The sequence below is a fragment of the Serratia oryzae genome (assembly GCF_001976145.1).
GTDB classification, from domain to species: domain Bacteria; phylum Pseudomonadota; class Gammaproteobacteria; order Enterobacterales; family Enterobacteriaceae; genus Chania; species Chania oryzae.
Map to the genome: position 1 here is coordinate 38,760 of NZ_MOXD01000011.1, position 12,957 is coordinate 51,716.

Sequence of the window (12,957 nt, forward strand, 5' to 3'; positions counted from 1 at the left end):
ATAAAACAATGGAAGCAAAGATTTCGGTTCCCAAGTATGAGTTACGCGGCTTTAGCCTATGGGGTTTCCGTGATATGGCGCAGTGCATGGATTTTCTGTTCGACGCTGGTCGGGTAAAACAAGGCACGCTGGTCGCGATGAATGCGGAGAAAATCCTTAAGGCGGAAACTGATCCTGCGCTGCATGCGTTGCTGGATGCGGCAGAGTATAAATATGCCGACGGCATCAGTATGGTGCGTTCGATCCGCCGTAAATACCCAGGGGCAGAGGTTTCGCGCGTGGCCGGGGCCGATCTGTGGGAAGCCTTGATGCAACGAGCCGGGCAGGAAGGTACGCCGGTGTTCCTGATCGGCGGCAAGCCTGAGGTGTTGGCAGAAACCGAGCAGAAGCTACGCAGCCAGTGGAATGTTAACCTGGTTGGCTCCCAAGATGGTTACTTCACGCCAGAGCAGCGTGAAGCGCTCTTCGAGCGTATTCATGCCAGTGGCGCGGCGATTGTGACGGTAGCTATGGGCTCGCCGAAGCAGGAGATCCTGATGCGGGATTGCCGCAAAGTGCATCCACAAGCGCTGTATATGGGCGTAGGCGGCACCTACGACGTATTTACTGGCCATGTAAAGCGTGCACCTAAGGTCTGGCAAAATCTTGGCCTGGAGTGGCTTTATCGCTTGCTAAGCCAGCCGAGCCGTATTGGCCGTCAGCTGAAGTTGCTCAAATTCGTCGTTTATTACTATACCGGCAAGATGTAATCTGCAGTGTGTTTACCCACAGGCTAAATACGGCATCAACCTGAAAAACGGCTGAAAAGTCGGCGATAACCGTTGGAAAAGGGCAACAGAGAATCCTTTCCGGTGTAGGAGTGAGCAAAGCGTAAGCAAACACAACATTTCTGCGAAAAAGCACTAGACAGGATGGGTTTAAAACCGTAGTATCCCCACCCGCAACGGCGCTACGCGCCCGTAGCTCAGCTGGATAGAGCGCTGCCCTCCGGAGGCAGAGGTCTCAGGTTCGAATCCTGTCGGGCGCGCCATTAATTTTGTGCGCAGGAGCTGCGGTGGTATGATTACCGCGTGAATAAAGTAGTAATGGTGGCTATAGCTCAGTTGGTAGAGCCCTGGATTGTGATTCCAGTTGTCGTGGGTTCGAGTCCCATTAGCCACCCCACTTTACCTCAGCGTAAAGTAAAGAACTAAAAGCTGTTTTGTGACTGTGCGAAGGTGGCGGAATTGGTAGACGCGCTAGCTTCAGGTGTTAGTGTTCTTACGGACGTGAGGGTTCAAGTCCCTCTCTTCGCACCACACAAAATGTCTGATAAATTTTAATATTTACATAGACATAAGCTTAAAAATTCAGTAATATCAGCAACAAGAAATCGGCGAGTAGCGCAGCTTGGTAGCGCAACTGGTTTGGGACCAGTGGGTCGGAGGTTCGAATCCTCTCTCGCCGACCAATTTCAGAAAAGCCCGTTCAGTAATGAACGGGCTTTTTGCTTTCTGTTTTAAACTTTCCCGCACTTGCGCCCTCTCACTTTCTGCCCTCCCTCGATTTCAGCACTGCTTTTTGGGATGTTGTTTTTCAACGACAGCGGTGCTTGTCACTGTCGTCAGCTTGAGACATTTAACTGTTTGATTTTTTTTGATAAAAATCTTTTCTGCTTATGGCGTCGTGTTAAAGCGACAGGTTGAAACCAGGGCTAAAAAACACCTGTCGGAGCAGTGAAGAATGAGCTGAAGAGGGGTTAAATTTAAATCCTTTAAATTCAATATGATAATTATTTTTCTGATCTTTATGGTATGAATGGCGTAAATTGGCACGCGAAGTGCATTATCTAATCCGTAGATGCTCATTCCATCTCTTATGTTCGCCTCCGGCTTCATAAACCCAGGAATGATGCAGAGCCAATTTTAGGGTGCCTATTGTCCACGAGAACGATGAAAGCAATAGCTTCATCACACTCCGGGCATAACGTTGAGTGAGGCACCACCCCTGTTGTTCTAGACCTGATTGCTTCTTGTACACTTGCCTATACGGCAAGTGTTTTTTTTTGCCTATACCCTCTGAATTAATGGATACATAGCAAGGGGTAACGTTCAGTCGAAAAAAAACGCGACCCATGCCGTGGCCGCGTTTTCATATGGTAGAAGAGAAAGCTTAGCTTATTCGCCGTTTTGCTTCAGCGTGAGCATCAGCCCTTCGTGGCGCATCTGTGCTGCTTCATCAGAGCGGTGTAGCTTCTCCAACGCATCGGCCAGCCAGGCGTAGTCATAGGCATCAGGGCGTTGCTTCAGCGCTTCATGGAAGGCATCACTGGCCTGTTGCCATTCACCATGCTTCATCAGCAACTGCCCTAGCGTACTGTTCAGCAATGGAGTTGCCCCGTGCTGTTTGATCTGCTGGCGCAATGCTTTTTCCAACTGTTCCGGGTTACCCGATTTGAGGCGCGGGATCAGTAAGATCAGGCGTTCATCGTATTGGCGTTTCAGGCTATTGAGCACGATATCCTGCGCCAGTTCATGGTCATCACATTCAATCAGATGTTCTACCATGGCTACCTGCAACGGCACTTCATGGCGGGTTTTGCGGCTCTGATCTTTCCACCAGAGTTTCAGGCCATCACTCCCTTCGTCTGCCATCGCCTGATTCATCAGGCCGATATAGGCTTGCTGCTGCAGTGCCTGAAGTTCTTCCTCAGTATGCAGGTTGATTTTGCTCATCGACGGCAGAATTTCCAGCAGCGATGTGTAAGCACCGGTCTGTAGATAAGCCTGCTCAGCCAACCGTAGCACTTCCGGGTGACGAGGAGCCTGGTTTAGCAGCCGATCGACGCCGTGACGTGCTGCATGGGCCTCACCCTGTGCCAACCGGATACGCACGCGGGTAATGTCAACCGGCAACTGATCGGTATCAGCCACTTCGGCCGCACGCTCCAGATACTGGTTGGTTCTGAAGTCGTCACCGCGCTGCTGCGCCGCTTCTGCCGCCAGCAGATAGTTCACCACCGGCTGCTCCGCATGATCGGCATTACGTGTCAGCAGCTTTTCAACCTGCTTGTAATCACCTTCAGCCAGTTTGATCAGCGCGGCTTTAGTCTGCTTGCGTGCCCGGTTGCGTTTGCGGCCAAGAAGCCAGCCACGGGTACGGGCACCGGTACGGAAGACACGGCGCAGGATCCATTCGATCACAAACAGCACCAGGAACAGCAGGATCATCATGATCACCAGGCCGGTGACGCTGGTTTCAACGTTGTAGCTATCGGTCTGAATCAGCACATAGCCCTGATGGCCAGCCAGCATGGGGCCCACCACAACGCTGGCGATCAGCACCAGGAACAGGAATAACACGCGTAACATGGTTTATCCCTCCTGGTGGGTGGCAGGTGTCTGGGTTAACAGATTGCGTACCCGGCTCTGCATCAGTTTTTCCAACAGTGGCTGGCTCTTCAACTGTTGTGGCACATCCATTGAAATCGGTTGTTGGATCAAATTGTCCAACTCATCCAGGAAGGCTTTGGTGGCAGGATCGGTAGTATCGAAGTAGGCGCGTACCCAGGTGGACACGGTTTCCAGCGACTGTTTGTACACTTCGTTCTGATGACGAGGGATCGCCTGTGCCGCCACCAGCAAGCGCGAACGAATATTCTCACGCAGGTAGATATCCTGATTCGGTGCCAGCAGTGGTTCTGCATGGCTATCACGGCGGCGGATAGTGATGAAGTCAGCCATAAAATTGTGCCAGCTTTTGGTCAGATTCTGGCGCCATTCGCTCAGTGAGCTGGAAAGCTCGCTGCTGTCTTGATCCATCGGCGTTTCATCTTTGTTGTTATCTGCCAGGCGCAAGTTATCTACCTGATTGGAAAGCTGATTCACCTTCAGGATAATACCGTCAAAATCCACCTGGGCCACGGCAGAGAGCGAGCCGATGTCCTCAGTGATGGCGCGGCGAATATCGATTAAGCTGGGATCGTTCATCTCTGCCAGGCTGGCATCGGCGCTTTTGAGCAGGGTTGCCGCGGTAGTGACATCCTGATCGTTCCACAGCTTACGGCCAGCCATTTTCACCAGGAAGTCGGCCTGAGCAAGCAGCCAGGTTTTGGCATCGCTGCCGGAAATGGTAGAAACTTTCTCCTGCAATTCATTCAACTGACGGGCCAGAGTGGTTTGCTCGTGATCCGTAGCATCCAGCGTTTTAGCCTGCTGTTGCAATAATGCTTCCAGCGCATTTTTCCCTTGTAACTGGCTTTGTCGCAGCTCGCTGAGCTGTTGCACCAGGGCCTGATTGGCGGCAATGAGTGCTTGTGCCTGCTTGTGCGTGTGGTAATAGCCACCCACTCCCAGTGCGATGACCAGTACGATGGCGATCGCACCCAGTACCGGGCCGGTATTTTTACCTTTACGGTGGTCAGCATCTGGCTGTTGGAGGCTCTTGACCGCAGGGGTTGGCTCCTCAACCGGGGCGGATGGAGTGTTTTGTTCCGTCATAGTGGCACATCCCATAGTCAGGTTATTGTAGCGCGCGCATCAGCGCGTCATTATCGGCGTTATCAGCTACCCGAATCGTGCTCCAGCCCAATTCTTGGGCGAGGGTAGCCAAGCGTTCACTGACTACGATCAAACGGCAACATAACAGCCATGAAGAACGATAGTAATCAGGAACTAAATTATAGAGCTGTTGTAACATTTCACCGCTGGTCACGACCAGCGTATCGACACCGGCCCGCTGCCAGTGGGCACTTTGTTCGGTGCCATCATAGTGAACCGGGCTGCGCTGGTAGCATTCATAATAGCGGACAGCGGCACCGCGCGTGCTCAGGGTTTCTCCCAACAACTCGCGCCCGCCGTTACCGCGCATGATCAACGCCTGTTTGCCCGCCAGTTTCTGCAATGCAGGCAGCAGCAGCAGCGTTTCGCTGATTTCACGCTCGCGCGGATACTCTACCGGCAGGCTGCTGATACGATGCATTGCCAGCGCGGTAGTACGACCGATCGCATAATAAGACAAGCGGGTTGGCCATTGAAGCCCGGCACGGTTGATCACGGAGTTGGCATAGCTGACCGCGTGCTGCGACAGTACGAACACCAGATCGCCCTCATTTAGCTGTGACAACGCTTGGGGCAGTTTAATCAGGTCTGCACCAGGAGCAAAATCAATCAGCGGCGCGTGGTAGGCAACCCGGCCGAGGGCGCGCAGGCGGCCCACCAGTTCTTCTCCTGCCGGAGAAGGGCGGGTTACCAGAATGGTCATGCCGGAGGATTTCCCTGATAAACGTCATGCAAGATCTCGCGAGCGCCTGCGGCCAGCAGTTCTTCTGCCAGTTCAACGCCCATCTGCTCCGCCATAGCGGCAGGGCCACGACGTTCTCCACGCACGATCTGGCTGCCGTCTGGTGCACCGACCAGCGCACGCAGCCACAGTTGCTCGCCTTCCAGTTCGGCGTAGCTGCCGATGGGCACCTGGCAACCGCCTTCCAGCCGGGTATTCATTGCTCGCTCAGCGCTAACGCGGATTTCTGTCGCGCGGTGGTTGAGCGGGGCGAGCAGGGCGCGGGTCACTTCGTCATCAAGGCGGCATTCAATACCTACCGCACCTTGGCCGACGGCGGGCAGCGATTCTTCTGCGCTTAGCGGGCAACGGATGCGCTGTTCCAGCCCCAGGCGCTTCAACCCGGCGACGGCCAGAATAATGGCGTCGTAATCGCCGTTATCCAGCTTGGCCAAGCGAGTGCCTACGTTGCCACGCAGATCGCGCACGATCAGATCCGGGCGGCGTTCACGCAACTGGCACTGGCGGCGCAGGCTGGAGGTGCCCACCACGCTACCGAGCGGCAGCTGGCTGAGGGAGGCGAAACGGTTGGAGACAAAGGCATCACGCGGATCGTCGCGTTCACAAATGGTGACCAACCCCAGGCCTTCAGGAAAAGCGACCGGCACATCTTTCATGGAATGCACGGCGATATCCGCCCGGCCTTCCAGCAAAGCCAGCTCAAGTTCTTTCACGAACAGGCCTTTACCACCGACTTTAGCCAGCGGTGTGTCCAGAATAACGTCGCCGCGGGTCACCATTGGCACCAGTTCTACCTGCAGGCCTGGATGGTTTGCCATCAGGCATTGTTGCACATAATGCGCTTGCCACAGTGCCAGTGGGCTTTGCCGGGTGGCAATTCGAATCGTTTTGTCTAACATGCGGGTTACCGTTTTTATAATTCGCCGTCCATCCTACCACTGAGTACGAAAACTGTCAGTGCAAGAAGCCACAGGAGGAGAAAGGACAACGGAATCAAAGGGGAGGTGAGGAAGCGGCGTGATCGGGAAAATCGTTTATAGAGACGTGAGAATAAGTGTGTCGCTTTACCTCCTTTACGGTCAATCAGCAAGGTGTTAGATTGATCACGTTTCCAGCAATAAGTCGTCAAATATTCTTCTAAACTAAAGACGCTGACGGAATACGGATTTTTTTCAAGTACCGGGATAATCAGGCGAGACGTCTTGTACCTCTACATCGAGACACTTAAACAGAGACTGGATGCGATTAACCAATTACGCGTTGATCGCGCCCTGGCGGCGATGAAGCCCGCGTTCCAGCGGGTGTATGGTCTGCTGCCTACGTTATTGCACTATCACCATCCACTGTTGCCGGGCTATCTCACTGGTAACGTTCCCCACGGTGTCTGTCTCTACACCCCCGATGAAACTCAGAAAGACTATCTTACTGATTTAGAAGAAAAGTGGGGCAGCCCCTTTGAGCAAATGGCCTGTGGTGAACTGCCAATTACTGGCGTGTACAGCATGGGCAGCACCTCATCGATCGGCCAGAGCTGCACCTCGGATCTGGATATCTGGGTGTGTCACCAATCCTGGCTTGATAACGAAGAGCGCAATCGTCTGCAGCAGAAATGCAACCTGCTGGAGAAATGGGCGGCCTCAATGGGGGCAGAAGTCAGCTTCTTCCTGATTGATGAAAACCGTTTTCGCCATAATGAAAGCGGCAGCCTGGGCGGTGAGGACTGCGGTTCTACCCAACACATTCTGTTGCTGGATGAGTTCTACCGCTCGGCGGTGCGTCTGGCAGGGAAACGTATCCTGTGGAACATGGTGCCGGGCGAAGAAGAAGCGCATTATGATGAATATGTCCTGTCGCTGTACGCACAGGGGGTATTAACGCCGAATGAATGGCTGGATCTCGGCGGGTTGAGCACGCTGTCAGCGGAAGAATACTTTGGTGCCAGCCTGTGGCAGCTGTATAAGAGTATCGATTCACCGTACAAAGCGGTGCTGAAAACGCTGCTGCTTGAGGCGTATTCGTGGGAATACCCTAATACGCAGCTGTTGGCGATGGACATCAAACAGCGCCTGCACGCAGGGGAGATCGTCTGTTTTGGCCTTGATGCCTACTGCATGATGCTGGAGCGCGTGACTCATTACCTGACACAAATTAACGATACCACCCGCCTCGATCTGGTCCGCCGCTGTTTCTACCTGAAAGTTTGCGAAAAGCTGTCGCTGTCCAAAGCCTGCGTCGGCTGGCGGCGTGAAATTCTTGGCCAACTGGTCAGCGACTGGGGCTGGAGCGAAGAGCGCCTGGCTATTCTGGATAATCGCGCTAACTGGAAGATCGAACGCGTCCGCGAAGCTCACAACGAACTGCTGGATGCGATGATGCAGAGCTACCGTAATCTGATCCGCTTTGCGCGCCGCAACAACCTCAGCGTCAGCGCCAGCCCACAGGATATCGGCGTGTTGACCCGCAAACTGTACGCCGCATTTGAAGCGTTGCCGGGTAAAGTGACGTTGGTGAACCCGCAGATTTCGCCGGATCTGTCGGAAAATGATTTAACCTTTATTCATGTGCCGCCTGGCCGCGCCAACCGCACCGGCTGGTATCTGTATAACCAGGCTCCGGCCATGAGCACCATCGTCAGCCATCAGCCGCTGGAATATAACCGTTACTTGAACAAGCTGGTGGCCTGGGCCTATTTCAATGGCCTGCTGACGCCGCAGACCCGTTTGCATATCAAAAGTGCGGATATCTGCGACTCTGCCAAATTGCAGGAGCTGGTTGCTGACGTGTCACATCATTTCCCGCTGCGTTTGCCTGCCCCGACGCCCAAGGCGCTTTACAGCCCTTGTGAAATCCGCCATCTGGCGATTATCGTCAACCTGGAAAACGATCCGACAGCCGCCTTCCGCAATCAGGTGGTGCATTTTGATTTCCGCAAACTGGACGTGTTCAGCTTCGGCCAGCAACAGCAATGTCTGGTAGGCAGTATCGATCTGTTGTACCGCAACTCGTGGAACGAAGTGCGTACTTTGCATTTCAGCGGTGAACAATCGGTGCTCGAGGCATTGAAAACCATTCTGGGCAAAATGCACCAGGATGCCGCGCCACCGGAGTCTGTAGAGGTGTTCTGCTACAGTCAGCATCTGCGCGGGCTGATCCGTACCCGCATTCAGCAGTTGGTTTCCGAATGTATTGAGCTGCGTCTTTCCAGTACCCGTCTCGAACCGGGCCGTTTTAAAGCGGTGCGCGTAGCCGGGCAAACCTGGGGATTGTTCTTTGAGCGCCTGAGCGTGTCGGTGCAAAAGCTGGAGAACGCGGTGGAGTTTTACGGTGCCATCTCTCACAACAAGCTGCATGGCCTGTCGATCAAGGTAGAAGCCGACCAGGTGCATCTGCCGGCAGTGGTGGATGGCTTTGCCAGCGAAGGGATTATCCAGTTCTTCTTTGAAGACACCAAGGATCAGAAAGGCTTCAATATCTATATTCTGGATGAATCGAACCGCATTGAGGTGTATCACCACTGCGAAGGCAGCAAAGAGGAGTTGGTGCGAGACGTCAGCCGCTTCTACTCGTCATCACACGATCGTTTTACCTACGGTTCCAGCTTTATCAACTTCAACCTGCCGCAGTTTTACCAGATTGTGCAGCTTGATGGCCGCACTCAGGTGATCCCATTCCGCAGTAATACGCTGTCGAGTCTGTGCGTCGCTATTTCTGACGGTAATCCCGTTCAGCCCCTGAAACAGCACTTCCAACTGCACTGACCTGGGCGCGATAATTTGCGCCCCCCTGGTAACAGCACTCAAGCAAAACGAACCGTTTCACCCGCCTGCGCGCTGGCGGCTTCGCTGAGCAATGCATAGAACTCACGATCGCTGCGATCGCAGCACCAGGTGCCGTCACGGTAGTTAAAGTGATAACCCCCGGTCTTGGTGGCCAACCACACCTGGTGCAGCGGTTCCTGGCGGTTGATGACAATTTTGCTGCCGTTTTCGAAGCTCAGCGTCATAACGCCGCCGTTGGTTTCGTAATCGATGTCTGCATCGCCGTCAAAATCATCCAGTGTCTGTTCAATATCAAGCATCAGTTGGTCGGCTAACTGGTGAAACTCGCTGTCGTTCATATTCGATTCCTATTGCTTTTCATGATCCACCTGCGATTATAGTGAGCTTGGACGCATGAATTACAGGCATTAATGCAAATGAAAAAACAACTACGCTATGCGCTGATGGCCGTTCTGCTGGCTGGGCTTGCTGGCTGTGGCTTGAAAGGCCCGCTTTATTTCCCACCGCAGGACAAACCGGCGGCGCAGCCGACGAAAAATGCTGATAATGTAGGCAAAAATCAACAACAACCCGCTGGCACTCAGCAATAACCGTCGATGAGCAGCCTGTCACCATCCACTTGTGGTGGCTGGGCCAGCGTGGATGTCCGACGGATAGCGCGTCCAGATAGCGGAGTATGATATGCAGTTCTCCAAAATGCACGGTCTGGGCAACGACTTTATGGTGGTCGATGCCGTAACACAGAATGTCTACTTTTCACCTGAGCTGATCCGCCGCTTGGCCGATCGGCATTTAGGTGTTGGCTTTGACCAAATGCTGATCGTAGAACCGCCTTACGATCCAGAACTTGATTTCCATTATCGCATTTTCAATGCTGATGGCAGCGAAGTGGCGCAGTGTGGCAACGGCGCCCGCTGCTTTGCCCGCTTTGTACGGCTGAAAGGGCTGACCAACAAGCGGGATATCCGCGTCAGCACGCAAACTGGGCGTATGGTATTGAGCGTGACCGATGACGATCAGGTCTGCGTCAACATGGGCGAGCCGAATTTCGATCCACAGGTGGTGCCGTTTCGCGCCACCAAGGCAGAAAAAACCTACATCATGCGCGCGGCGGAGCATACTGTACTGTGTGGCGTTGTCTCAATGGGTAACCCACACTGTGTTTTACAGGTGGATGATGTTAAAACCGCCAAGGTCGAATTCCTCGGCCCGGTGCTGGAAGGGCACGAGCGTTTCCCTGAGCGCGCCAACATCGGCTTTATGCAGGTGGTCAGCCGTGAACACATCAAGCTGCGGGTGTATGAACGCGGAGCGGGCGAAACGCAGGCCTGCGGCAGCGGCGCCTGCGCGGCGGTGGCGATCGGTATCCAACAAGAGTTGCTGTCAGAAGAAGTCCATGTGGAACTGCCGGGCGGCAGCCTGCATATCCGCTGGAAAGGGCCGGGTAATCCTTTGTTTATGACCGGTCCTGCAACCCATGTCTATGACGGATTTATTCATCTATGAAGAGTGTAGAGGACCAGGCAGTGACGGGTATTGAGCTTGAGGACGATGTCATCATGCAGTATCTGCTACAGAATCCTGATTTCTTTATCCGCAATGCGCGTCAGGTTGAACAGATGCGCGTGCCGCACCCGGTACGTGGCACGGTGTCGTTGGTGGAGTGGCATTTGGCGCGGCAGCGCAACCACATCACTCAGTTGGAAGAAGAGATCACTTTGCTGATGGAGCAGGCCAGCGCCAACGAAACGCTGTTCGCCCGTTTGCTGCATTTGCAGGCCGATCTGGCCACTGCCAGCAGCCTGCAGGAGATGCTGAACCGTTTGCAGCGCTGGGCACGTGGCTTGGGCCTAGCAGGGGCCAATATCCGTCTGTTTAACGATCGCTGGAACATCGGTGCGCCATCCGATTTTACCCATCTTGGCCTGGCGCGCTCGGCGTTTGAACCCTTGCGCATTCAGCGTCTGGGGAATCAATTGCATTATCTCGGCAACCTTAATGGCCCCGAACTGTTGCTGCTGTTACCGCAGGCGAAGCAGGTCGGTTCGGTGGCTCTATCATTGCTGGGGGAACATGGCGAGCTGGGAATGGTGATTTTCAGCAGCCGTGACACGCAACATTATCAGCAGGGCATGGGTACGGTGATGCTTAGCCAACTGGCGCTTATGCTGCCGAAACTGCTGGAACGCTGGATCGAACGCGTATGAGCCTCTCAGCGGCCAACCTGCAACCGCCGGTGGACGCTTTCCTGCGTTATCTGAAGGTCGAGCGCCAGCTCAGCCCACTCACTCAAATCAGCTATGCGCGCCAACTGCAGGCGCTCATGGCGTTGGCGGCCGATCTTGGCGTCAGTGCATGGCCGATGCTGGATGCGGCAAAAGTGCGCCAACTGGCGGCACGCAGCAAACGTGCTGGGCTGCAATCTTCTAGCCTGGCGTTGCGTCTTTCGGCGCTGCGCAGCTTTCTGGATTGGCTGGTCAGCCAGGGCGTGCTGAGCGCCAACCCGGCGAAAGGGATCCGTACGCCACGCAGTGGTCGCCATCTGCCGAAAAACATCGACGTTGATGAAATGAATCAACTGCTGAACATTGATCTCAACGATCCGCTGGCGGTGCGCGATCGCGCCATGCTGGAGGTGATGTACGGTGCCGGGCTGCGTCTTGCCGAACTGGTGGGGCTGGATTGCCGTTATGTCGATCTGGCAGCCGGTGAACTCTGGGTGATGGGCAAAGGCAGCAAAGAGCGCAAACTGCCGCTTGGCCGTATGGCGATCGTTTGGTTGCAACACTGGCTGGCGCTGCGCGATCTGTTTGCACCGGCCGACGATGCGATGTTCCTCTCTAGCCAAGGTAAACGCATTTCGGCCCGCAACGTGCAGAAGCGTTTTGCCGAGTGGGGCGTCAAGCAGGGCATTAACAGCCATATTCACCCGCACAAGCTGCGCCACTCTTTTGCTACCCATATGCTGGAGTCGAGCGGCGATCTGCGCGCGGTGCAGGAATTATTGGGCCACGCCAACCTGACCACCACGCAAATTTATACCCACCTCGACTTTCAACATCTGGCGAAAGTGTATGATGCCGCGCATCCACGAGCAAAACGGGGGAAATCCTGATGCACTTTTACCGTCCGCTGCGCCCGCTGGCGGCGCTGACCTTCGATCTTGACGATACGCTATACGACAATCGCCCGGTAATTACTCAAACCGAGCAGCAGTCGGTGGCCTTTTTGCAGAGCTACCATCCGGGCTTGAGCCAGTTTCAGTCGGCAGATTTTCACCGTTTGCGCCAGGAACTGCGCGAGCAGGATCCAGAGATTTACCACGATGTCACTCAATGGCGCTGGCGAGCGGTCCACTTGGCGCTGAGCCGCCAAGGGTTGCGCGATGCAGAAGCCGCGCTGGGTGCAGACGCAGCCATGCAGAATTTTGCCCTGTGGCGTAGCCGGATCGATATACCGGAAGCGACCCATATGACGTTGCAGGCTCTGGCGCAGCGTTATCCGTTGGTGGCGATCACTAACGGCAATGCCGATCCGGCGCTATGCGGGCTAGATGGGTATTTTCAGTTTGTGCTGCGCTCGGGGCCGGATGGCCGTGCCAAGCCCTATCAGGATATGTACCGCTTGGCAGCGGCCAGGCTGGGCGTCGCGCCAGGGCAGATCCTGCACGTTGGCGACGATCTGACCACCGACGTGGCTGGCGCACTGCGCTCGGGCCTGCAAGCCTGTTGGATCAACGATCGCCAGCGCAGCCTGATGCAGGCCGAAGATAGCCGTTTGCTGCCACATATTGAGATCACTCAGTTGGCATCGCTGACAGCATTGTTATCTCCCCTTCATACTTGAAGCCGCAACTGTGTTGGCTACGTGCGCTCACTTCAGTCACTTACTTGAGTAA

Annotated in this window: 12 protein-coding genes, 4 tRNA genes and 1 pseudogene; 11 read left to right on the forward strand and 6 right to left on the reverse strand. The window is 54.7% G+C overall.

Going from position 1 to position 12,957, the window contains the following annotated elements; all coding sequences use genetic code 11:
• Positions 1-8: 8 nt before the first annotated feature.
• The 5 genes from wecG (at position 9) to BMI79_RS18175 (ending at position 1,450) form a co-directional block, all read left to right on the forward strand.
• The gene (gene wecG, locus BMI79_RS18155) at positions 9-749 is read left to right on the forward strand and encodes a lipopolysaccharide N-acetylmannosaminouronosyltransferase (protein WP_076943509.1); all 741 of its coding nucleotides are present in this window, start codon (positions 9-11) and stop codon (positions 747-749) included.
• 204 nt (positions 750-953) lie between these two features.
• Positions 954-1,030: transfer RNA gene (locus BMI79_RS18160), tRNA-Arg, on the forward strand.
• Positions 1,031-1,088: 58 nt separating this feature from the next.
• A tRNA-His gene (locus BMI79_RS18165) sits at positions 1,089-1,164 on the forward strand.
• 47 nt (positions 1,165-1,211) lie between these two features.
• Positions 1,212-1,298: transfer RNA gene (locus BMI79_RS18170), tRNA-Leu, on the forward strand.
• Between the two features lie 75 nt (positions 1,299-1,373).
• Positions 1,374-1,450 (forward strand) — tRNA-Pro (locus BMI79_RS18175).
• 706 nt (positions 1,451-2,156) lie between these two features.
• Here BMI79_RS18175 and hemY read toward each other — a convergent pair.
• From hemY to BMI79_RS24615, 5 genes and pseudogenes are all read right to left on the reverse strand, one after another.
• A complete protein-coding gene (gene hemY / locus BMI79_RS18180; RefSeq protein ID WP_076943510.1) occupies positions 2,157-3,350 on the reverse strand; it encodes a protoheme IX biogenesis protein HemY in 1,194 nt (397 codons plus the stop codon).
• A gap of 3 nt (positions 3,351-3,353) precedes the next feature.
• Entirely contained in the window at positions 3,354-4,478 is a 1,125-nt protein-coding gene (gene hemX, locus BMI79_RS18185; RefSeq protein WP_076943511.1) for a uroporphyrinogen-III C-methyltransferase, read from the reverse strand.
• Positions 4,479-4,500: 22 nt separating this feature from the next.
• Positions 4,501-5,241: a uroporphyrinogen-III synthase gene (gene hemD / locus BMI79_RS18190; protein WP_076943512.1), complete on the reverse strand. Its 741-nt coding sequence runs from the start codon at positions 5,239-5,241 to the stop codon at positions 4,501-4,503.
• The gene (gene hemC, locus BMI79_RS18195) at positions 5,238-6,179 is read right to left on the reverse strand and encodes a hydroxymethylbilane synthase (protein ID WP_076943513.1); all 942 of its coding nucleotides are present in this window, start codon (positions 6,177-6,179) and stop codon (positions 5,238-5,240) included. Before hemC ends, hemD begins: the two co-directional genes overlap by 4 nt.
• 107 nt (positions 6,180-6,286) lie before the next feature.
• A pseudogene (locus tag BMI79_RS24615) lies at positions 6,287-6,466 on the reverse strand (hypothetical protein); the annotation flags it as partial.
• A 16-nt stretch (positions 6,467-6,482) separates the two neighbouring features.
• Here BMI79_RS24615 and BMI79_RS18205 point away from each other — a divergent pair.
• On the forward strand, positions 6,483-9,038 hold the full coding sequence (locus tag BMI79_RS18205; protein WP_076943515.1) for a class I adenylate cyclase: 2,556 nt from the start codon (positions 6,483-6,485) through the stop codon (positions 9,036-9,038).
• 38 nt (positions 9,039-9,076) lie between these two features.
• Here BMI79_RS18205 and cyaY read toward each other — a convergent pair whose 3' ends face one another.
• Positions 9,077-9,397 carry an iron donor protein CyaY gene (gene cyaY, locus BMI79_RS18210; protein WP_076943516.1) on the reverse strand — a complete coding sequence of 107 codons (321 nt, stop codon included), beginning with the start codon at positions 9,395-9,397 and terminating at the stop codon, positions 9,077-9,079.
• A gap of 78 nt (positions 9,398-9,475) precedes the next feature.
• On the opposite strand from cyaY, the gene lptM reads away from it, so the two are divergent.
• The 5 genes from lptM to yigB all read left to right on the forward strand — a co-directional run bounded on the left by lptM (position 9,476) and on the right by yigB (position 12,905).
• Positions 9,476-9,649, forward strand: a complete 174-nt coding sequence (gene lptM, locus BMI79_RS18215; protein ID WP_338326056.1) for an LPS translocon maturation chaperone LptM — start codon at positions 9,476-9,478, stop codon at positions 9,647-9,649.
• Between the two features lie 91 nt (positions 9,650-9,740).
• Complete coding sequence (gene dapF, locus BMI79_RS18220) at positions 9,741-10,565, forward strand: diaminopimelate epimerase (RefSeq protein ID WP_076943518.1); 825 nt, start codon at positions 9,741-9,743, stop codon at positions 10,563-10,565.
• Complete coding sequence (locus BMI79_RS18225) at positions 10,562-11,266, forward strand: DUF484 domain-containing protein (protein ID WP_076943519.1); 705 nt, start codon at positions 10,562-10,564, stop codon at positions 11,264-11,266. Before dapF ends, BMI79_RS18225 begins: the two co-directional genes overlap by 4 nt.
• On the forward strand, positions 11,263-12,174 hold the full coding sequence (xerC, locus tag BMI79_RS18230; protein ID WP_076943520.1) for a tyrosine recombinase XerC: 912 nt from the start codon (positions 11,263-11,265) through the stop codon (positions 12,172-12,174). Before BMI79_RS18225 ends, xerC begins: the two co-directional genes overlap by 4 nt.
• Positions 12,174-12,905 carry a 5-amino-6-(5-phospho-D-ribitylamino)uracil phosphatase YigB gene (yigB, locus tag BMI79_RS18235; RefSeq protein ID WP_076943521.1) on the forward strand — a complete coding sequence of 244 codons (732 nt, stop codon included), beginning with the start codon at positions 12,174-12,176 and terminating at the stop codon, positions 12,903-12,905. Before xerC ends, yigB begins: the two co-directional genes overlap by 1 nt.
• Positions 12,906-12,957 lie beyond the last annotated feature (52 nt).

What these genes read in the sequence shown, in the direction of transcription:
- wecG (WP_076943509.1), top strand. Translation starts at nt 9, where the DNA reads ATGGAAGCAAAGATTTCGGTTCCCAAGTATGAGTTACGCGGCTTTAGC.
- hemY (WP_076943510.1), bottom strand. Translation starts at nt 3,350, where the DNA reads ATGTTACGCGTGTTATTCCTGTTCCTGGTGCTGATCGCCAGCGTTGTG.
- hemX (WP_076943511.1), bottom strand. Translation starts at nt 4,478, where the DNA reads ATGACGGAACAAAACACTCCATCCGCCCCGGTTGAGGAGCCAACCCCT.
- hemD (WP_076943512.1), bottom strand. Translation starts at nt 5,241, where the DNA reads ATGACCATTCTGGTAACCCGCCCTTCTCCGGCAGGAGAAGAACTGGTG.
- hemC (WP_076943513.1), bottom strand. Translation starts at nt 6,179, where the DNA reads ATGTTAGACAAAACGATTCGAATTGCCACCCGGCAAAGCCCACTGGCA.
- cyaY (WP_076943516.1), bottom strand. Translation starts at nt 9,397, where the DNA reads ATGAACGACAGCGAGTTTCACCAGTTAGCCGACCAACTGATGCTTGAT.
- lptM (WP_338326056.1), top strand. Translation starts at nt 9,476, where the DNA reads ATGAAAAAACAACTACGCTATGCGCTGATGGCCGTTCTGCTGGCTGGG.
- dapF (WP_076943518.1), top strand. Translation starts at nt 9,741, where the DNA reads ATGCAGTTCTCCAAAATGCACGGTCTGGGCAACGACTTTATGGTGGTC.
- BMI79_RS18225 (WP_076943519.1), top strand. Translation starts at nt 10,562, where the DNA reads ATGAAGAGTGTAGAGGACCAGGCAGTGACGGGTATTGAGCTTGAGGAC.
- xerC (WP_076943520.1), top strand. Translation starts at nt 11,263, where the DNA reads ATGAGCCTCTCAGCGGCCAACCTGCAACCGCCGGTGGACGCTTTCCTG.
- yigB (WP_076943521.1), top strand. Translation starts at nt 12,174, where the DNA reads ATGCACTTTTACCGTCCGCTGCGCCCGCTGGCGGCGCTGACCTTCGAT.